This is a genomic window from Sinorhizobium sp. M4_45 (assembly GCF_002885915.1).
Lineage (GTDB): Bacteria > Pseudomonadota > Alphaproteobacteria > Rhizobiales > Rhizobiaceae > Sinorhizobium > Sinorhizobium meliloti_A.
On record NZ_NWVE01000006.1, the window covers coordinates 253642 to 272286 of the forward strand.

An 18645-nucleotide genomic window follows, 5' to 3' on the forward strand; every position below is an offset into this window, starting at 1 on the left:
GTATGCAAGATTTCAGAAAGCGTCAAGGAGCTTCAATGGCGAGTAGCAAACGAAACGTTGTGCGGGTAATCTGCTCGCGATGAACAATTGCATGCAAAAATACATAGGACTTTCAATTTATGACGCGTGACATAAAAATCTCGGCCGCGGAGCATTGCTACCGCACACTTTCGCGCAAGATCATCGGGCTCGAACTGAAGCCGAACGAACCGATCGGCGAGCATGCGCTGGCCGGGCTGCTGGGGGTCAGCCGCACGCCCGTGCGCGAGGCCCTTTCGCGGCTGAGTGCGGAAGGACTTGTCGACCTCCGGTCCCGGGCAGGCGTCGTGGTGGCGCCGATCCGCATGGACGCGGTCAGGACCGCCCAGTTCGTTCGCGAACAGCTGGAGCTGGCGATCGTTGCCGAAGCGGCGCAGCAATCGAACCGCCGCGTCCTGCTCGGCATACGGCAGGCCATCGAGGAGCAGGAGCTTGCTGTCCTCGAGGACAACCCCGACCTGTTTTTCGAGTGCGACGAACGCATGCACGCGCTTTACTGCAGCCTCGCGGGCCGCGACGGAGTCTGGGCCTTCATCTCGGATGCCAAGAAGCATATGGACCGGGTCCGCCGTCTGTCGATACAGGCGGGGCAACTCGACCAGCTGGTCGAGGATCACCGGCGCGTTCTCGAGGCTGTGAGCGAAGGGGACGCGACCAGCGCGCAGGAGATCATGCGGCTGCATCTGCGGCGCGCGATGGTCGATCTGGGCGAGCTTGCTCAGCGGTTTTCGGCGTATTTCGCGTCGGATACGGGAGGCGATGCCCGTTAGGCCGCTTCTGTCGAGCGGTTACTTCCGTGCCTTCCAAACAGATTTTGCAATTCGGCGTTGACAACAGCCGAAGGCGAATCTATTCACAGGTCATCATAAACCTATCTGATAGGTAGGAGGTTAACTTGATAGAGCTCAAGGCGGAGGAAGAGTCCTCATCCGGACGGTCCGGCGCGGATGGACTGCTCGGCGGCGTCATGACTGCCGTGAAGGTTCACATTCGCGAGAACGGTCTTCAGGTCGGCGATTCGTTGCCGAGCGAGGGAGCCTTTGCAGAAAAGCTGGGCGTATCCCGCAGCGTCGTGCGCGAGGCCTATCGTTCGCTCGCCGCGCTGACGCTGATCGACATCGGTAATGGCCGGCGTCCGCGGGTGGCCGCGCCCAAGGCGGACGTGCTCGCCCTGGTGACCGACCATGCCGTGCATACCGACCAGGTGACGATCCAGCAGATTTTCGATGTCCGCCGGACTGTCGAGCGCCGCACCGTCGTGCTGGCAGCCATGCGCCGCACCGACAAGGAGGCCGCCGAAATCGTCGCGCTTGCCGAAGCGATGCAGCGGGATTTCGACCAGCCGGTCAGGGTCATGGAACATGATATCGCCTTTCACGAAGCGATCGGCACGGCGTCCCGCAACCCGATGTTCGCGCTGATCGTCGGCTCCTTCCATGTCGTGACGCGCCATACCTGGCCCATCGGCTGGGCGAGCCGCGCCAGCAATGAGACGCGGCAGGAAAGTATCGACGGCCACATGACCATCGCGCAGGCCATCGCCAACGGCGACCCGGCGAAAGGCGAGGAGGCGATGGTCGAGCATTTCGATCTGACGGTAAAGGCGCTTTTGGCGGCAGGAGTTTATTGAGCATGAAGATCACGGAATTAGAAACGGTCCGCGTCCGCGACTTTCCCAATATTCTGTGGGTCCGCATCCACACGGACGAGGGGCTTGTCGGACTTGGCGAGACCTTCTTCATGGCGCAGACCGTGGAAACCTACATTCACGAGGTGGTGGCCCCGAAACTCGTCGGGCGCGACCCGCTGGAGATCGACCGCATCTCGAAGGATCTGACAGGCTATCTCGGCTTCCGCTCGACCGGGGCGGAGATGCGCGGCAATTCGGCGGTGGATATCGGGCTCTGGGACCTTTTCGGCAAGGCGACGAACCTGCCGATCGCCCAGCTTCTCGGCGGCTTCTCGCGGCGCGAGATCCGCACCTACAACACCTGCGCCGGCAACACCTATATGCGCGACGCGAAGGGCCAGCAGACGGCAAACTACGGCATCGGCGGCCCGCGGCGCGACTATGACGACCTGAACGGATTTCTGGAACGGGCGGACGAACTCGCCGAGGATCTCCTGTCGGAGGGCATTACTGCCATGAAGATCTGGCCGTTCGATATCGCGGCGGAGAAAAGCGGCGGCCAGTATATTTCCGGGCCGGACCTGCGCAAGGCGCTGGAGCCCTTCGAGAAGATCCGCAAGCGCGTCGGCGACCGCATCGACATCATGGTCGAGTTCCACTCCATGTGGCAGTTGACGCCCGCCATCCAGATCGCCCGGGCACTCGAGCCCTATGCCACCTTCTGGCATGAAGACCCGATCAAGATGGACTCGCTCTCCAGTCTGAAGCGCTACGCGGCGGCAAGCCGCGCGCCGCTCTGCGCGTCGGAAACGCTCGCGACCCGATGGGCCTTCCGCGATCTCATGGAAACGGATGCGGCCGGGGTCGTCATGCTCGACCTCTCCTGGTGCGGCGGGATTTCCGAGGCAAAGAAGATCGCCACCATGGCGGAAGCCTGGCACCTTCCGGTCGCGCCGCATGATTGCACCGGCCCTGTGGTGCTCGCAGCCTCGACGCATCTGTCGCTGAATGCTCCGAATGCGCTCGTCCAGGAAAGCGTGCGTGCCTATTACAAGACCTGGTATGCCGATCTTACGACGCAGCTGCCCACTGTGACGAACGGCATGATTACCATTCCGCCGGGGGCAGGGCACGGGGTCGACCTCGCTCCCGATCTCGACCGGAAATTCGAAGTGTCGCGGCGCAGTTCGAAGGATTGAAGTTCGACCAACTTGTATGGTAGTAGGCCAACACTGCCGGAAGCTTGGAGGGGGGCCGGATGCAGAACATTAAACCGCAGCGCGTTCTGTCCGCGATCGAAGCTGTCGGTCCGCAGGTCTATCGCATCCTGCGCGAGCAGATCATCCAGGCGGAGCTGGTGCCCGGCGCGCGCATTTCCGAAGCCGAGATAGCAAGAAGCCTGTCGATCAGCCGCCAACCGGTTCGCGAAGCCTTCATCAAGCTGGCAGAGGAGGGGCTGGTCCAAGTGCTGCCCCAACGCGGCACCTATGTGACGCGGATTTCGACGGCATCGGTCATGGACGTGCGCTTCGTGCGCGAGGCGATCGAGGCCGACATTGTGCGCCAGGTCGCCGGCGAGCATGAGGTGGCGATCGTCGACGAACTGCGCGAACAGATCGCCCGCCAGAAGCAGGTGCCGCATGACGATCGCGCCGCGTTCCTGCGGCTGGACGAACTCTTCCACCACACGCTCGCGACGGCCGCCGGCCGCGCCTATGCCTGGAGCGTCATCGAAAGCGTCAAGGCGCAGATGGACCGCGTCCGGTTCCTGAGCGTCGACGACCCGCAGATCGGCCGGCTGATCGAACAGCACGAGCAGATCGTCGATGCGATCGCGGCAGGTGATGTCGGCGGGGCAGAGCAGGCGCTGCGCATGCATCTGCGCGAAATTCTGAAATCTTTGCCCGAGATCGCGCGATCGCGGGCGGAGTTCTTCGACGGCACGGGGTGACCGGCCGCCGCAATATGATCGATGTTCAACGGGAGGTAACGCATCATGATCAGGAAATTGATAGCAGGAACGGCCCTGGGGTTGACGCTGATGGCTCCAGCCGCCAGCGCGGAAGGTCTCAGCATCGCCTTCGTCAGCCATTCGTCGGCCTCGAACACGTTCTGGCAGGCGGTCAAGAAGGGCTATGACGACGCCTGCGAAAAGGTCGGCGCCTCGTGCCAGTTGATCCTCACGCAGACGGAAGGCGCGGTCGAGCAGGCCGTCGCCAATCTGCAGGCGGCGATCGCCTCCAGGCCGGACGCGATCTTCGTCGCGATCGTCGACAACAATGCCTATGACAACGTGATCAAGGAAGCCGTCGACGCCGGCATCCTGGTGCTCGCCGTCAATGTCGACGACAGCGAAGGCGCCAAGGGGAACGCCCGCAAGGCCTTCATCGGCCAGGGCTTCACCGCGGCCGGTTACTCGCTCGCCAAGGCCCAGTCGGAAAACTTCCCGAAGGAGGGCCCGCTCAACCTGCTGGTCGGCGTCAACGCGCCGGGCCAGACCTGGTCCGAGCAGCGCGCCGGCGGCGTCACGAAATTTCTGGAGGAATATAAGGCCGAGCATTCCGACCGCGAGGTGAACATCACCCGCATCGATTCGGCCACCGACCTCGCGCTTACCGCCGACCGCATCGGCGCCTATCTCAATGCCAATCCGGACACGACCGCCTATTTCGATACCGGCTACTGGCATGCCGGCGTCGCCAAGGTCCTGAAGGATCGCGGCATCGAGCCCGGCAAGGTCCTGCTCGGCGGCTTCGACCTCGTGCCCGAGGTGCTGCAGCAGATGGAGGCCGGCTATGTTCAGGTGCAGGTCGACCAGCAACCCTACATGCAGGGCTTCATCCCGGTCATGCAGGCCTATCTCTGGAAAACCGCCGGCCTGACACCCTCCGATGTCGATACGGGGCAGGGCATCGTCACGCCGAAGGACGTGCCGACGATCCTCGAACTGGCGAAGCAGGGTCTGCGCTGATCCGGCGCTCCCGATAAGCAACAGGCGTCTTGCCCGAGCTCGAAACCGGAGCCGGGGGGAATTCATGCGGCTTTCCGCCGGTATCCCGTCCCAGCTCTCGGAATCGATCGCGTCGACGATCTCAGGCACCCGACCTGAGATCGTCGTGATCGGTCAGGCACGACGCCGAACCATGAGTGGCAGCCCATGAAGCGATTTCTGAAAATCTATCTCGACAAGCCCGAGCTTGCCGGCCTTGCACTGCTGATCGTCCTCGTTCTCGTCTTCCAGGCGAAGTCGAACGGCATTCTTCTTTCCTTCGAAAACATGCGCGGCGTATTGGGCCTTCTGCCGGAAATGGCGCTCGTCGCCATCGGCGTGACGCTCCTGATGATCTGCGGCGAATTCGACCTGTCGGTCGGGTCCGTCTTTGCGCTGATGCCCATGTCGATGGCGGTGATACTGAATTCCGGCGTGCCCTTCACCGTCGCGGTGCTGCTCGGTCTCATGATCTGCGGGGCGATCGGTTTCATCAATGGTTATGTCACGCTGCAATTCTCGATACCGAGCTTCATCACCACGCTAGGGATGCTCTTCATCGCGCGCTCGCTGACCATCGTCATATCAGGCGGTTTTCCCCCGCTTCTGCCGCCCGACCTGCCGACCTGGCTTTTCACGGACTATATCTGGCAGGGCTCGCCCTTCCGCATGTCCTTCCTCTGGTTCGTGGTCATTGCCGCACTCGTGGCGGCGTTGCTGTCGCTCACCAATTTCGGCAACTGGATCCGGGCGACCGGCGGCTTCAACGAGGCCGCCGCCTCCATGGGCATTCCGGTCAAGCGCGTGAAGATCGTCTGCTTTATGCTCTGCTCGGTACTGGCGGGCTTTGCGGGACTGCTTCAGGTGCTGCGTCTCGGTTCGCCGTTGCCGTCGATCGGCGAAGGGCTGGAATTGCAGGCGGTCGCCGCGGCCGTCATCGGCGGTACGGCGCTCGCAGGAGGGATCGGGACGGTCTTCGGCGCCATCATCGGCACCCTTCTGATCCGCACGATCGACAACGGCCTGGTCCTTTCCCGTGTCGATGCCAACTGGTTCAAGTTCGCGATCGGGGTTCTCACCATGTTTGCCGTCATCGCCAATGCCTGGATGGGCAAAATGTCCCGCAAGATCAAGGTGGAGGCGCACAAATGACCACGCCGATCATCGAGTGCCGCAACCTCCAGAAATGGTACAGCGGCGTGCATGCGCTGAAGAATGTCGACCTCACGATCCACCCCGGCGAGACCGTCGGCCTCGTCGGCGACAATGGCGCCGGCAAGTCGACGCTCATCAAGATTCTCTCGGGCGTTCACCATCAGGATTCCGGCGACGTGCTGATCGAAGGCCGCAAGGTGGCTCTTCGCAGCCCCAAGGATGCGATGCGCCACGGGCTGGAAACGATCTATCAGTACAATTCCATGGTCCCATCCATGTCGATCGCCCGCAATCTCTTCATCGGCCGCGAGCCGATGAAATGGTCGGTCTTAGGCATCGGCATCATGGACCAGAAGCGCATGCGCGCCGAAAGCATCCGTGCCATCGCCGATGTCGATCTGCATCTGCGCTCGCCGGATGCGCTGGTCGGCGAGCTTTCGGGCGGCCAGCGGCAGGGCGTAGCCATCGCGCGCGCCATGCACTTCAAGTCGAAGGTGCTGATCCTGGACGAGCCGACGAACCATCTTTCGGTCAAGGAGACCGACAAGGTGATCGGCTTCGTTCGCGGATTGAAGGCGCAGGGCCTGACCGGGATCTTCATCTCGCACAACATGCAGCACGTTTTCCAATCCTGCGACCGCATCGTCGCCATGGCACGCGGCGAGATCGTGTTCGACAAGCCGACCGCCGAGACGTCGATAGACGAGGTTCACGCGCTTCTGTGAGGTAACGATGACAGAGCTTTCCGGAAAGACCACCCTCATTACCGGTGCGCTCGGCACCCTCGGCCGCGCCCAGGCCGAGCGGCTGGCGCGCGCCGGCGCCGCCTTGATATTGCTCGACAGGCCCGGCTCCGAAGCCGGGGAGGGCTTCGCGGCGCGTGTCGCCGCGGCTCACGGTGTGAGCGCGATCTATGTCGGCGAGGACCTCAACGACCTGGCTTCGGCGGAAAAGCGCGCAGCTACGCTTTCCCGCGAGCATGGCGGCATCGATATTCTCATCAACAATGCGGCGCTCATCATCAATAAGCCTTTCGAGGAATTTTCGCTGGAGGAATACGAGGACCAGGTCCGCGTCAACTCGTCGGCGGCTTTCGCGCTTGCCCGGGCCGTCGCGCCCGGGATGAAGCAAAAGCGCTACGGCAAGGTCGTGAACTTTTGCTCCCTGACGCTGAACGGCCGCTGGGACGGCTATGTGCCCTATGTGGCGTCCAAGGGCGCGATGCTGGGGCTGACGAAGGCGCTTGCGCGCGAACTCGGCCCGCACGGCGTGCGCGTCAACGCGGTGTCGCCGGGCGCGGTGGTTTCGGACGCCGAAGAGCGGGTCTTTGCCGACCGCCTGCAACAATACAATGACTGGATCGTCGAAAACCAGTCGCTGAAGGCGCGCATCCAGCCCTCCGACGTCGCCGACCTGGTCCACTTCCTTGTCTCGCCTGCCTCCGACATGATTTCCGGCCAGAACATCGCGATCGACGGCGGCTGGTGATGCCGGCGATCGAGCTCTCCAACGGCGATGCACGCATCGTCCTGCGGCCCGATCTCGGCGCCGGGCTGACGGCATTCGACGTGCTGCACGATGGCTCCTGGCAACCGATCTTCCGCAGGGTCGATCCCTCTACCGCGCATCCCTTCGCGCTTTCGAACATTCTGCTCGTTCCTTTTTCCGGCCGGGTTTCCGGCGGCGGGTTCACATTTGACCGAACCTTTCATGCCCTGCCCCGGAACGTGGAGACGGAGCCATACCCGATCCACGGGAACGGCTTTTCGGCCGCGTGGGACGTTGCCTCCGTGAGCGCGGATTCGATCACGCTCACCCTTTCGGCAGAAGGACCGGGGCCTTTCCGCTACGATGCGAGGATGTCCTACCGCCTGGAGAGCGCCGGCCTGGCGATGGAGCTGAGCCTCGTCAACCGCGCCAGGATCCGTCTGCCCTATGGCGCCGGTTTTCATCCCTGGTTCGTGCGCGAGCCGGATACGACGCTGCACGCGCCGGCCCGCGGCGTCTGGCTGGAGCAATCCGATCACCTGCCAAAGGCCTACGATGCCATAGCCGCACATCCGGAAATGGATTTCAGCAGGCCGCAGCCATTGCCGGAGCGATGGATCAACAACTGGTTCGACGGCTGGAACGGCAAGGCCCGCATCCACTGGCCGAGGCGTGGGCTCGTGGCGGACGTGGATGCGAGCGAGGCGCTGCGCCAATACGTCGTCTTCTCACCCGCTGCCGACGCCGGCTTCTTCTGCTTCGAACCGGTGACGCACCCGGTCGATGCGTTCAACCTTCCCGGCAAGGCCGAAGCCCGCGGCCTCAAGATTCTCGAGCCGGGTGAATCGCTGAGCGTCTCCACGCGTATCGCCGCGAAATCTGGCTGAGCATGTCGTCAGCCGCGGGCTCCCGGGCGCCGCGCCGGGCGGAAACCGTTGCGCAGCTTCGCTCGATTTGCCCTAGTGTTCGCCCGTCGACTATAGTCCTCTCCACGCTTTTTTACCCGATCGGTATCCAATGTCTTTCCAAGAACGAAAGAAGCCTCGCGTCACGCTTCTGGATGTCGCGCGGCATGCCAATGTTTCCCGCGCGACCGCCTCTCTCGTTCTTCGCAAGAGCCCGCTGGTCGGCAGTGAGACGCGCGCGCGAGTCGAGCAGGCGATGCGGGATTTGGGCTATGTCTACAACATCGGCGCAGCCCGCCTGCGCGTCGAACGCAGCCAGATCATCGGCGCAATCGTTCCAAATCTCACCAATCCATTCTTCGCGGAACTCCTTTCAGGTATCGAGGAGGCTATCGGGGCCACCGGCAAGGTGGTCATTCTCGCCAATAGCGGGGAGAGGGTGGAGCGGCAGGCGATGCTGCTCCAGCGCATGCGCGAACATGGGGTGGACGGGGTCGTTCTTTGCCCCGCCGCGGGCACCGAACCCGACCTGTCCGAGCAGTTGTCGGCGTGGGGTATGCCCGTCGTCCAGGTATTGCGCCACATTTCCGCCGATATGGACTATGTCGGCGTGGATTATGCCGGCGGCATGCGTCAGGCGGTGGATTATCTCGCAACGCTCGGTCATGAGAAGATTGCCTTTGCCGCCCACGGCCCGGTTCATTCTGCCTATCGGGAGCGCGTGGACGGCTTTCGTGCCGCCATGCTGGCAAAGGGGTTCGATCCCGAGATCCTGATCCATTTGCCGGCACAGCTCGGAGAGATCGCCGGCTCGACCCACCTTCTGTTTGCAAAGGCCACACAGCCGACTGCCGTGATCTGCTTCAATCATCTTGTCGCTCTTGGCCTTGCCGCAGGACTTCACGATTGCGGACTGACGATCGGACGCGATCTCTCGCTGATCGGCTTCGACGACGTGGCTGACGCAGAGGCCATCCGGCCGAGACTGACCTCGGTCTCGACCGGCCCGACTGCGATCGGCGAAAAGGCGGCGCTGCTCCTCGTCGAGCGCATCGCCAATCCGGATTTGCCGCCGCGGCGCATGGTGAACGATACGACGCTGAACATTCGGCAGTCCTGCGGCCCGCCCGCCTGATCGCGTCCGATCACGGACGTCATTTGCGGTTGACGCATGTCAGGAAACATTTTAGATCGATCTAACTGACGCATATCGCGGGAAGCGCGACGTGCGGCGGCGGTAGTGTGGGAGGAGGTCCCGGCATGTACGAGTTCAACTTCGCGCCTGTGCTCGCGTCCTTCGACCAGTTGCTGATCGGCGCCTGGCTCACGGTTCGCCTGTCATGTGCAGCCATGTTGATCGGCCTCGTCGTGTCAGTCTTCTGCGCCTGGGGAAAGACAGCAGGACCGGCGATCCTGCGTACCGTGATCGATGGCTATATCGAGATTATCCGCAACACGCCTTTCCTCGTGCAGATCTTCTTCATTTTCTTCGGCATGCCTTCGCTTGGCCTGAGGCTTTCGCCGAACAGTGCGGCGCTGCTGGCGCTGGTGGTCAACTTCGGCGCCTACGGCACGGAGATCATCCGCGCCGGGATCGAATCCATTCACAGGGGACAGGTGGAGGCCGGTTGGGCGCTTGGCCTGTCGAGGGCCCAGATTTTCCGCTATATCGTCATGAAGCCGGCTTTGCGCACCGTCTATCCCGCGCTCACCAGCCAGTTCATCTATCTGATGCTGAATACCAGCGTCGTGTCGGTGATTTCGGCGGATGACCTGGCTGCGGCCGGCAACGACCTTCAGTCCGCGACCTTTGCGAGCTTCGAGGTCTATATCGCGGTCACTCTGATCTATCTTGCCCTGTCGGTCGGTTTCTCCGCGCTGTTTTATGCGGTCGAGAAAATGGCCTTCAAATATCCCCTCGGCCGTTAGGAGCACTGTCATGATCAGAGCCTTCGGCTGGAACGAGTTTCTCGTCATCGTCGCCGCGGCACAGTGGACGATCGCCCTTTCCGCGATCGCCTTTGCCGGCGGCAGCGTCGGCGGACTACTGGTGGCATTGATGCGCGTCGCCGATACGCGAGTGCTGCGTCTCTCCGCGACGGGCTTCATCCGCGTCTTTCAGGGAACCCCGCTGCTGATGCAGCTCTTTCTGGTCTTCTTCGGCATGAACATCTTCGGCTTTTCGATCAATCCTTGGATCGCCGCGACGATTGCGCTCGCGCTCCACGCCAGCGCCTTCCTGGGCGAGATCTGGCGGGGCTGCATCGAGGCCGTGCCGAAGGGACAGCGCGAGGCGGCGACAGCGCTCGGCCTGCGCTATTTTCGGTCGATGCGTCATGTGATCCTGCCCCAGGCGGCCCGTATCGCCGTCGCGCCCACTGTCGGTTTCCTCGTGCAACTCATAAAGGGCACCTCGCTCGCATCGATCATCGGCTTTACCGAACTGACCCGACAAGGGCAGATCATCAACAATGCGACGTTCAGTCCGTTTCTGGTCTTCGGCACCGTTGCCGCCGTCTATTTTCTGCTTTGCTGGCCGCTGTCGCTGATCGCACGCCGGATGGAAACCCGTTTTTCCCGGGCAACGGCACGTTGACGGGCCCCGCCGGCGGGAGGGCCGGCATATGAGAAGGGAAGGGCTAATGAATATCTCGAGACGCATGGCAATATCTGTCCTCGGAGCTGCGATTGTCGCGGGTTTGGTGGCGCCCGCCGCAGCGCAGACGGTGGAGGCGATCAAATCGGCCGGAACGGTGAAGATCGGCATGCTGGTCGATTTCCCGCCGTTCGGGATCATGGACGCGAACAACCAGCCGGATGGTTACGATGCCGATGTTGCGAAGCTGCTTGCCAAGGAGCTCGGAGTCGAAGTGACGATCGTGCCGGTGACGGGACCCAACCGCATCCCCTACCTGCAGAGCAACCAGGTGGATCTGCTGGTCGCCTCGCTAGGCATCACCGAGGAGCGCGCCAAGAACGTCGACTTCTCGCAACCTTACGCAGGCATTTCGATCGGCGTGTTCGGCGCCGCCGACCTGGACGTCACAAAGCCTGAAGATCTGGCCGGCAAGACGATCGGCGTCGCCCGTGCCAGCACGCAGGACACGGCGACTACAAAGATTGCCCCTGAGGACGCCAACATTCAACGCTTCGACGACGACGCCAGTGCGGTGCAAGCGCTCCTTTCCGGACAGGTCGAACTGATCGGCGTTTCCAATGTCGTCGCGGCCCAGATCGAAGCCGCCGCCCCGGGGCGGTTCAATCAGAAGCTTCAGCTTAGCCAGCAGGTTCAGGGTATCGCCATTCGCAAGGGATCGAGCGAGATGTTGAACTTCGTCAACGGCTTCCTCGACAAGGTTAAGGCGGACGGACAACTCAACGCCATCCACGAGAAGTGGCTCGGCTCTCCGCTGCCGGAATTCGTCACTGAAGCGAAATAAGAATGGAGCCCTCGCGATGAACACGGAACGCGAAAACGCCTCGCCCCCGGATTCGCGCGAGGCTTCGGACCCGGCCGTCCGCATGGAGGGCGTCAACAAGTGGTATGACGCCTTTCACGCGCTCAAGAACATCGACTTGGCGGTCGGCCGCGGTGAACGGATCGTCATCTGCGGACCATCGGGTTCCGGCAAGTCGACGTTGATCAGGTGCATCAACCAGCTCGAGACCATTCATTCGGGCAGGATCGTCGTGGACGGTCACGACCTGACCGCCGGCGGACGGAACGTCGATCTGGTCCGGCAGGAGACCGGCATGGTTTTCCAGCAGTTCAACCTTTTCCCGCACATGACGGTGCTGGAGAACTGCACGCTGGCTCCCATGAAGGTTCGGGGTCTCGCCAAGGCAGAGGCCGAAGAGACGGCGATGAAATATCTGAAACGGGTGCGCATCCCCGAGCAGGCCGCGAAATATCCGGCGCAGCTTTCGGGCGGACAGCAGCAGCGCGTCGCGATCGCGCGGGCTCTGTGCATGAACCCGAAGATCATGCTCTTCGACGAGCCGACCTCGGCTCTCGATCCGGAGATGGTCAAGGAGGTCCTGGACACGATGGTCGATCTCGCCAACGAAGGCATGACCATGCTTTGCGTCACGCACGAGATGGGCTTCGCGCGAAGCGTCGCCGATCGTGTCGTCTTCATGGACCGCGGCGAGATCCTGGAGGTTGCGCCGCCCGATGCCTTCTTCGGGGCCCCGCAACACGAGCGCACGCGCTTCTTCCTCGGCCAGATCTCCTGATGGCCACACCCCGGTAATTGGAGTTTCGAAACGTGAAACCAGATCTATTGCTCGTGGAGCCGATGATGCCGTTCGTCATGGACGAACTTCAGCGGAATTATACGGTTCACAGGCTTTACCAGGCCGCCGATCGGCCAGCGCTCGAAGCGGCGCTCCCATCGATCCGCGCGGTTGCCACGGGCGGCGGCGCGGGCCTTTCCAATGAATGGATGGAGAAGCTTCCATCACTGGGGATCATCGCAATCAACGGGGTCGGGACGGACAAGGTGGATCTCGCCCGCGCGCGCAGTCGCAACATCGATGTGACGACGACGCCGGGTGTCCTTGCGGACGACGTCGCTGACCTCGGTATCGCGCTCATGCTCGCCGTCCTGCGGCGGGTCGGCGATGGCGACAGGCTGGTGCGCGAAGGCCGCTGGGCCACGGGCGAACAATTACCGCTCGGCCACAGCCCGAAGGGGAAGCGGATCGGCGTACTCGGTCTTGGTCAGATCGGGCGGGCATTCGCGTCGCGCGCGGAGGCCTTCGGCATGTCGGTGCGATACTGGAATCGGTCTGCGCTTTCCGGCGTCGACTGGATCGCGCATCAGAGTCCCGTCGATCTCGCCCGCGACAGCGACGTTCTGGCCGTCTGCGTGGCGGCGAGTGCGGCGACGCAGAACATCGTTGACGCATCCCTTCTTCAGGCGCTCGGTCCCGAGGGTATCGTGGTAAATGTCGCGCGTGGCAACGTCGTCGACGAGGAGGCCCTGATCGAGGCGTTGAGGTCCGGAACGATCGCGGGTGCCGGGCTCGATGTCTTCGTCAACGAACCCGCAATCCGAAGCGAATTCCACACCACGCCGAATACGGTGCTCATGCCACATCAGGGCAGCGCGACGGTCGAGACGCGCATGGCAATGGGAAAGCTCGTGCTTGCAAATCTCGCCGCCCACTTTGCCGGCGAAAAAGCGCCGAACACCGTCAACTGAAGCGGGAGAAGACATCATGATCGTTCGCCAGGCCCTGTTCGAGGGGATCATCCATCATGGCCGGGAGCAGGCATTCCGCGACTATGTCGAGGAGAAGCTGCTGCCTCTGTGGCAGGCCTTTCCGGGCGTCAGGGAAGTCCGGGTGCTCCATGCCGTCGACCGGGACGAAGGGGCACCGGTTTTCGCGATGATCCTTTCCACCATCTATGATGATCGCGCTGCTTTGGCGCGAGCATTGGAGTCGCCGGTGCGCTACGAGAGCCGCGAACTGACCAAGGGTCTGCTGGAGATGTTCGAAGGCCACATCCACCACCATGTGTTCGAGCTCGACGCTCGATCAAGGGATTGAGTTGTGCGCTGCTCCCCGAGTGCCGCCAATCCGTAGCACGTGCCCTTTCAAGGTACGAATAAGGCAAACGCTTGCGTCATTGCAGCGAGTGTCCGGGCAGGTGGCAAGCGGCTGATCGACTCTTAGAAGTTCGTCCGAACAATTTGGGTGGCACCCGGCGTTTCACATACGTCGCGTATATTTGAGTTGACAGACGCTGCGGACGCTGGTTCACATACGCCGCGTATGTAGAGCCGGCAGCGCGATGTCACAATCACCCAGCGCCGGCAGAAACGTTGAAAAGGAATGACCAGATGACGCGACGCGACGCAATCTTTCCCGCCGATCGGCATGCCCTGTACGAAGCTCACGGATATTCAGCCGCGATCCGCTCCGGCGACCTCCTGTTCGTCTCCGGGCAGGTCGGCAGCCGTTCCGATGGTAGTCCGGAACCGGATTTCGGGCGCCAGGTCCAACTGGCTTTCGAAAATCTGCGGGCGACGCTGAATGCGGCCGGCTGCACCTTCGACGATATAGTCGATGTGACCACGTTCCACACCGACCCCGAGAACCAGTTCGAAACCATCATGGCCGTCAAGAATCAGATCTTCAGCGCTCCACCCTATCCCAACTGGACCGCGCTGGGCGTGAACTGGCTTGCCGGGTTCGATTTCGAGATCAAAGTCATCGCGCGCATTCCCGGGGCGGCATAGGATTTCGTCGACCGGAGCACCGGCACCGCCGCTCACTATCCGAAAGCTCAAGCATTCTGAGGCATCGTCGGAACTTGAGACCGAGCCCTTGCATTTCTTCGTGGAAGGACGAAGGAGGCTTAAGTGAAAACGGCGTTGGCGGTATTTGGCGGGTTCGTCCTGTCTCTCGCGTTGTTCCTGAGCGGAGCGGTCGTCGCAGTCTTGTTCCTTACCGGCAAGCCTGCGCGCCAGCCGCAGCTCGACGTGAACCAGGCGGAAATATGGACCAAGCAGCCGCGAGCAGTCGACAGGGCGGCCCAGCAATTCGAGCGACTGCCCGCCCGCTCCGCCCCGTCCGACCTTAACGCTTCGAGAGAGTCCGAGACGCCCGCAATGGGCAACGAGGCCGAAAAGGAACGCGCCCCGGAGCCTTTGGACAAGACGGCCACCGCTTCAATTCAACCGCCGCCGGCGCAGGAGCAGCCGACGGCGTCGACAGTACCCGCCGCTCATGCCGAATGGTGTGCGAAACGCTATCGCAGTTATCGTCCGTTCGACAACAGCTACCGATCTTTCAGTGGCGGACGGCGGACCTGCAACTCACCCTACATGGATGCGGCGTGGTGGCCGTCGGAGGATATTTCGCCTGTAACGCGCGGTATCGAGGCGGAAGAGGCCGACGACCCCTCGACGCAGTTGGAATACTCGGCCGACAATGGGGCCGACAATGGCGAGGCAATCAGACTGACGCAGGAACACGTTGCCTATTGCTTCAGCCGCTACCGCTCCTACCGCCCGGAAGACAACAGTTACCAGCCTTACAGCGGCGGCCCGCGCAAACAGTGCCGGTAAAGAGGCGCTTGGGCGATCTGCACCAGGAGACCGCTCCAACCGACTGAAAATCATCTCAGGCAAATTTTGCATAGGATGCTGCGCGAATTGAATTGGTCAGCCGCGGCAAGTCGCTCCTATGTTCCGTGATGACCGCATGTCTCCTTTCATCGGACCGGTGAAACGAGACATGCGGCAAGTTGACGATTTTGCAGCGACCTTTGCGTCCAGAGAGGCGCGGCGCTGCAGGGCAGCAGGCACAGCAAGGGGAACACATGGGCAGGATCGTCTATGTCCACGGTCAATTCCTGCCGGAGGAGGAGGCCCGCATCGGGCTTTTCGATCGCGGCTTCCTGTTCGGTGACGCCGTCTACGAAGTGACGGCGGTTATCGGCGGACGGATGATCGACAACGACCTGCATCTTGGCCGTCTGGAACGTTCGCTGAGGGAACTCGCCATTCCGCTTGCCCTCTCGCGCAGGGAGATTGCCGGCGTCCAGGCGGAACTGATCGCCCGCAACGGCTTGCGGGACGGCACGGTCTATCTGCAGGTCTCGCGCGGCGAGGCGGATCGCGACTTTCTCTATTCCGACGCGCTGGTGCCGCGGTTCGTCGGCTTCACGCAGGCGAAGACGCTGACCGGCACGAAGGCTCAGCAGGACGGCATATCGGTCGATCTCGCCGACGACCCCCGCTGGAGCCGACGCGACATCAAGACCGCCATGCTGCTCGGTCAGGTCATGGCGAAGCAGGCGGCACGCGCCCGCGGTTTCGACGACGTCTGGCTGGTGGAGAACGGGCTGGTGACGGAAGGCGCATCCTCCACGGCTCATGTCATCACCGGTGACGGACGCATTCTCACCCGCGCGGCGTCGCGCGCGACGCTGCCGGGCTGCACGCAGCGTGCCCTCGCACTGCTCTGTGCCGCCGAGGGTCTCGCGATCGAGGAGCGCCCCTTCGCGCCCCACGAGGCGCAGGGCGCCGCCGAGGCGTTCCAGACCTCCGCCTCCAGCCTCGTCATGCCAGTCGTGCGCATCGGTGACCGGGTCGTCGGCAACGGCAAGCCCGGTCCGATGACCCGAAAACTCCAGGCCCTCTATCTGGAAGCGGCCGGCGTTCCGGTCTAGAGCACTACCGGGAAAAGTGTGTAACGGTTTTCCATCCGGAAGTGCGTTGGATCAAATGGTTAGAGCATTTCAGTGTTTCTATGAAACGTTGAAATGCTCTAGATCCGTTGACTGGTTCACTGAACCAGAAAAAGCGATGCAGGGAGGGGCGATATGAAGACCGCGCGCGAACTGGGGCTGATCCCGCAGGGCAGGCTCGAACCGGGGCCGGGCAATGCCATTACCGACGTCGCGGGCGTTTCGGTCGGCCACCGGTCGCTGCGCGGCGAGGGCCTCTTCACCGGGGTCACGGCGATCCTTCCGCATGCAGGCGACGTCTTCCGCGTGAAGCCGCGGGCGGCGGTGGAGGTCATCAACGGCTTCGGCAAATCGGCGGGGCTGATGCAGGTGGCCGAACTCGGCACGATCGAGACGCCTATCCTGCTCACCAACACCTTCGGCGTTGCCGCCTGCACCGAAGCGCTGGTCCGCCGCGCCATCGCCGCCAATCCGGAGATCGGGCGAAGGACCTCGACGGTCAATGCGCTGGTCTGCGAGTGCAATGACGGCAGCATCAGCGACATTCAGGCGCTGGCCGTAAGGCCCGCCGATGCCGAGGCGGCGCTGGACGCCGCGCGCACGGGGCCGGTGGAGCAGGGTGCGGTCGGCGCCGGCTCCGGGATGACCGCCTTCGGATTCAAGGCCGGCATCGGCACGGCCTCGCGGCGCATGCGGATCGGCAAGCGCGACTTCACGCTAGGCACGCTGGTCCTTGCCAATTTCGGCGCGACGGGAGACCTCGTCCTGCCGGATGGGCGCCGGCCCGATCCGCGGGCGCCGGCCGATCGCGAGCGCGGCTCCGTCATCGTCGTCATGGCGACCGATCTTCCCTTGGCAGATCGCCAATTGCAGCGGGTCGCGCGGCGTGCCGGCGCGGGCCTTGCCCGGCTCGGTGCCTTCTGGGGCCATGGCAGCGGCGATGTCGCCCTCTGTTTCACCACCGCCGACCCGGTGGACCATGAACCCGCCGCGCCGTTCGCCACGCAGGAGCGGCTCGTCGACGGCCACATCGACATCGCCTTCCGCGCTGCCGCCGAGACGACGCAGGAGGCGGTCCTGAACGCGCTCTGCATGGCCTCCGCCATGCCGGCGCGCAACGGCCGCATCTATCCCTGCCTTGCCGACTGGCTGAAGGAGAACCCGTTCCCATGATCTTCGTGAAGGTCTGATCAGGCCGGTGCGGGTTCCAGGAGTCGCTGCGCCGTCGCCCATAGTTCCTCGACCTTGCGGTTGCGGCTCGCAGCGTGGCGGTAAAGGCGGATCTCGAGGTCAAGGTTCCAACCCTCGTCGGCAGAGGCAGGCACGAGGCGGCGCGCATCGATTTCCTCGCGCGCCAGGCTCTCCGGCAGCCAGCATACGCCCGCGCCCGTCACCGCCATGTTCATCAGGCCGGCGCTGATCGTGTTTTCGTGCGTCGTACGGCGCCGGAAAGGCGGGCGGCGCAGCAGCAGGCGCGACAGGGCGACCCCGAAGAAGGAATTGAAGCCGTAGCTGAGATAGGGGATGGCGAGCCGCGGCTGCGCGATGGCGCGGTCGAGGAGGTTCAGTCCCGGCTGCGCATCGCCGGACAGCACGATCTCCGCCGCGACCAGCGGGATCAGCCGGTCATGGGCGACGGTCAGCGCGGAAAACTGCCCGCTATCGAGATGAAACGGCACTTCCGGATGCGCATAGGTCAGGAAGAAATCCGCCTCGTCGCCGACGAGCGCGTCGAGGTTCGCTTCGATTCCGCCGCGGTCCGGAATGAGCGAGGTGCTGAATGATCCACCCGCCGCTTCCAGCGTCTTCAGCCAGCGCGGAAAGAAGGTGACCGTCAGCGTATGCAGCGCGGCAAAGCGGATGAGGCCCGGCTCGTGCGGGAGACGCAGCACTTCGCGCGCCGCGTAGAAGGTGCGGATCGCTTCCTGTGCCACGGGCAGGAAATTGCGCCCCGCGGGCGTGAGTTCGGCCGGCATGGTGGCGCGGCTGATGAGCGTCGCGCCCAGCCAGCTCTCCAACTGCTTGATCCGGCGGCTGAAGGCGGGTTGCGTCACGTTGCGCAGCTCGGCCGCGCGCGAGAAGCTGGACGTGTCGGCAAGCGTCACGAAATCCTCCAGCCACTTGATCTCCATATCCGCTTCCTTTGCTGCACGCGTGCTGCGCGCGATCATAAGTCATTCAATCGAAATAGGTATGTCGATTCTGCATGGGTTGTTGCCAAAAGCGAATTGGCCAA

Annotated in this window: 21 protein-coding genes; 20 read left to right on the top strand and 1 reads right to left on the bottom strand. The window is 63.0% G+C overall.

The genetic code is table 11. The annotated features are described in order from the left end of the window. Nucleotides 1–119: 119 nt before the first annotated feature. From CN933_RS18375 to CN933_RS18470, 20 genes are all read left to right on the top strand, one after another. Nucleotides 120–809 carry a GntR family transcriptional regulator gene (locus tag CN933_RS18375; protein ID WP_102762020.1) on the top strand — a complete coding sequence of 230 codons (690 nt, stop codon included), beginning with the start codon at nucleotides 120–122 and terminating at the stop codon, nucleotides 807–809. Between the two features lie 125 nt (nucleotides 810–934). Beyond that, a complete protein-coding gene (locus tag CN933_RS18380; RefSeq protein WP_018096518.1) occupies nucleotides 935–1669 on the top strand; it encodes a FadR/GntR family transcriptional regulator in 735 nt (244 codons plus the stop codon). Between the two features lie 2 nt (nucleotides 1670–1671). Continuing rightward, entirely contained in the window at nucleotides 1672–2868 is a 1197-nt protein-coding gene (locus CN933_RS18385; RefSeq protein WP_102762021.1) for a mandelate racemase/muconate lactonizing enzyme family protein, read from the top strand. Nucleotides 2869–2927: 59 nt separating this feature from the next. Then, nucleotides 2928–3620 carry a GntR family transcriptional regulator gene (locus tag CN933_RS18390; protein ID WP_102762022.1) on the top strand — a complete coding sequence of 231 codons (693 nt, stop codon included), beginning with the start codon at nucleotides 2928–2930 and terminating at the stop codon, nucleotides 3618–3620. Between the two features lie 45 nt (nucleotides 3621–3665). Then, nucleotides 3666–4640 (top strand): sugar ABC transporter substrate-binding protein, encoded by a 975-nt coding sequence (locus CN933_RS18395; RefSeq protein WP_102762023.1) that lies wholly within the window; start codon nucleotides 3666–3668, stop codon nucleotides 4638–4640. A 186-nt stretch (nucleotides 4641–4826) separates the two neighbouring features. Further along, nucleotides 4827–5810: an ABC transporter permease gene (locus CN933_RS18400; RefSeq protein WP_102762024.1), complete on the top strand. Its 984-nt coding sequence runs from the start codon at nucleotides 4827–4829 to the stop codon at nucleotides 5808–5810. Then, nucleotides 5807–6538, top strand: a complete 732-nt coding sequence (locus CN933_RS18405) for an ATP-binding cassette domain-containing protein (RefSeq protein ID WP_102762025.1) — start codon at nucleotides 5807–5809, stop codon at nucleotides 6536–6538. Before CN933_RS18400 ends, CN933_RS18405 begins: the two co-directional genes overlap by 4 nt. 7 nt (nucleotides 6539–6545) lie before the next feature. Then, nucleotides 6546–7301, top strand: coding sequence for an SDR family oxidoreductase (locus CN933_RS18410; RefSeq protein ID WP_102762026.1), 756 nt, complete (start codon nucleotides 6546–6548; stop codon nucleotides 7299–7301). Continuing rightward, entirely contained in the window at nucleotides 7301–8188 is an 888-nt protein-coding gene (locus CN933_RS18415) for an aldose 1-epimerase (protein ID WP_102762027.1), read from the top strand. The genes CN933_RS18410 and CN933_RS18415 overlap by 1 nt, the downstream gene beginning before the upstream one ends. A 130-nt stretch (nucleotides 8189–8318) precedes the next feature. Continuing rightward, nucleotides 8319–9341 (top strand): LacI family DNA-binding transcriptional regulator, encoded by a 1023-nt coding sequence (locus tag CN933_RS18420; RefSeq protein ID WP_102762028.1) that lies wholly within the window; start codon nucleotides 8319–8321, stop codon nucleotides 9339–9341. Between the two features lie 125 nt (nucleotides 9342–9466). Beyond that, nucleotides 9467–10135, top strand: coding sequence for an amino acid ABC transporter permease (locus CN933_RS18425; RefSeq protein WP_100674071.1), 669 nt, complete (start codon nucleotides 9467–9469; stop codon nucleotides 10133–10135). 10 nt (nucleotides 10136–10145) lie between these two features. Next, nucleotides 10146–10802: an amino acid ABC transporter permease gene (locus CN933_RS18430; protein ID WP_018096512.1), complete on the top strand. Its 657-nt coding sequence runs from the start codon at nucleotides 10146–10148 to the stop codon at nucleotides 10800–10802. A gap of 46 nt (nucleotides 10803–10848) precedes the next feature. After that, the gene (locus tag CN933_RS18435; RefSeq protein WP_180980737.1) at nucleotides 10849–11646 is read left to right on the top strand and encodes a transporter substrate-binding domain-containing protein; all 798 of its coding nucleotides are present in this window, start codon (nucleotides 10849–10851) and stop codon (nucleotides 11644–11646) included. A 16-nt stretch (nucleotides 11647–11662) separates the two neighbouring features. Continuing rightward, nucleotides 11663–12442, top strand: coding sequence for an amino acid ABC transporter ATP-binding protein (locus CN933_RS18440; protein WP_102762030.1), 780 nt, complete (start codon nucleotides 11663–11665; stop codon nucleotides 12440–12442). A gap of 32 nt (nucleotides 12443–12474) precedes the next feature. After that, a complete protein-coding gene (locus CN933_RS18445; RefSeq protein ID WP_280951595.1) occupies nucleotides 12475–13413 on the top strand; it encodes a 2-hydroxyacid dehydrogenase in 939 nt (312 codons plus the stop codon). A gap of 16 nt (nucleotides 13414–13429) precedes the next feature. Further along, nucleotides 13430–13762, top strand: coding sequence for an EthD domain-containing protein (locus tag CN933_RS18450; protein ID WP_102762032.1), 333 nt, complete (start codon nucleotides 13430–13432; stop codon nucleotides 13760–13762). 293 nt (nucleotides 13763–14055) lie between these two features. Then, nucleotides 14056–14454 (top strand): RidA family protein, encoded by a 399-nt coding sequence (locus CN933_RS18455; protein ID WP_180980738.1) that lies wholly within the window; start codon nucleotides 14056–14058, stop codon nucleotides 14452–14454. 123 nt (nucleotides 14455–14577) lie between these two features. Continuing rightward, nucleotides 14578–15285 (top strand): BA14K family protein, encoded by a 708-nt coding sequence (locus CN933_RS18460; RefSeq protein WP_102762034.1) that lies wholly within the window; start codon nucleotides 14578–14580, stop codon nucleotides 15283–15285. A gap of 254 nt (nucleotides 15286–15539) precedes the next feature. Continuing rightward, a complete protein-coding gene (locus CN933_RS18465; RefSeq protein WP_102762035.1) occupies nucleotides 15540–16391 on the top strand; it encodes a D-amino-acid transaminase in 852 nt (283 codons plus the stop codon). A gap of 153 nt (nucleotides 16392–16544) precedes the next feature. Continuing rightward, complete coding sequence (locus tag CN933_RS18470) at nucleotides 16545–17582, top strand: DmpA family aminopeptidase (RefSeq protein ID WP_102762036.1); 1038 nt, start codon at nucleotides 16545–16547, stop codon at nucleotides 17580–17582. 17 nt (nucleotides 17583–17599) lie between these two features. On the opposite strand, the gene CN933_RS18475 is transcribed toward CN933_RS18470, so the two are convergent. After that, entirely contained in the window at nucleotides 17600–18541 is a 942-nt protein-coding gene (locus CN933_RS18475) for a LysR family transcriptional regulator (protein ID WP_026168760.1), read from the bottom strand. Nucleotides 18542–18645 lie beyond the last annotated feature (104 nt).

Bases quoted from the DNA above. Each gene is read 5' to 3' on its own strand.
- CN933_RS18475 (WP_026168760.1), bottom strand. From the start codon at position 18,541: ATGGAGATCAAGTGGCTGGAGGATTTCGTGACGCTTGCCGACACGTCC.
- CN933_RS18410 (WP_102762026.1), top strand. From the start codon at position 6,546: ATGACAGAGCTTTCCGGAAAGACCACCCTCATTACCGGTGCGCTCGGC.
- CN933_RS18430 (WP_018096512.1), top strand. From the start codon at position 10,146: ATGATCAGAGCCTTCGGCTGGAACGAGTTTCTCGTCATCGTCGCCGCG.
- CN933_RS18415 (WP_102762027.1), top strand. From the start codon at position 7,301: ATGCCGGCGATCGAGCTCTCCAACGGCGATGCACGCATCGTCCTGCGG.
- CN933_RS18440 (WP_102762030.1), top strand. From the start codon at position 11,663: ATGAACACGGAACGCGAAAACGCCTCGCCCCCGGATTCGCGCGAGGCT.
- CN933_RS18435 (WP_180980737.1), top strand. From the start codon at position 10,849: ATGAATATCTCGAGACGCATGGCAATATCTGTCCTCGGAGCTGCGATT.
- CN933_RS18395 (WP_102762023.1), top strand. From the start codon at position 3,666: ATGATCAGGAAATTGATAGCAGGAACGGCCCTGGGGTTGACGCTGATG.
- CN933_RS18420 (WP_102762028.1), top strand. From the start codon at position 8,319: ATGTCTTTCCAAGAACGAAAGAAGCCTCGCGTCACGCTTCTGGATGTC.
- CN933_RS18425 (WP_100674071.1), top strand. From the start codon at position 9,467: ATGTACGAGTTCAACTTCGCGCCTGTGCTCGCGTCCTTCGACCAGTTG.
- CN933_RS18455 (WP_180980738.1), top strand. From the start codon at position 14,056: ATGACGCGACGCGACGCAATCTTTCCCGCCGATCGGCATGCCCTGTAC.
- CN933_RS18400 (WP_102762024.1), top strand. From the start codon at position 4,827: ATGAAGCGATTTCTGAAAATCTATCTCGACAAGCCCGAGCTTGCCGGC.
- CN933_RS18405 (WP_102762025.1), top strand. From the start codon at position 5,807: ATGACCACGCCGATCATCGAGTGCCGCAACCTCCAGAAATGGTACAGC.
- CN933_RS18375 (WP_102762020.1), top strand. From the start codon at position 120: ATGACGCGTGACATAAAAATCTCGGCCGCGGAGCATTGCTACCGCACA.
- CN933_RS18390 (WP_102762022.1), top strand. From the start codon at position 2,928: ATGCAGAACATTAAACCGCAGCGCGTTCTGTCCGCGATCGAAGCTGTC.
- CN933_RS18465 (WP_102762035.1), top strand. From the start codon at position 15,540: ATGGGCAGGATCGTCTATGTCCACGGTCAATTCCTGCCGGAGGAGGAG.
- CN933_RS18470 (WP_102762036.1), top strand. From the start codon at position 16,545: ATGAAGACCGCGCGCGAACTGGGGCTGATCCCGCAGGGCAGGCTCGAA.
- CN933_RS18450 (WP_102762032.1), top strand. From the start codon at position 13,430: ATGATCGTTCGCCAGGCCCTGTTCGAGGGGATCATCCATCATGGCCGG.
- CN933_RS18385 (WP_102762021.1), top strand. From the start codon at position 1,672: ATGAAGATCACGGAATTAGAAACGGTCCGCGTCCGCGACTTTCCCAAT.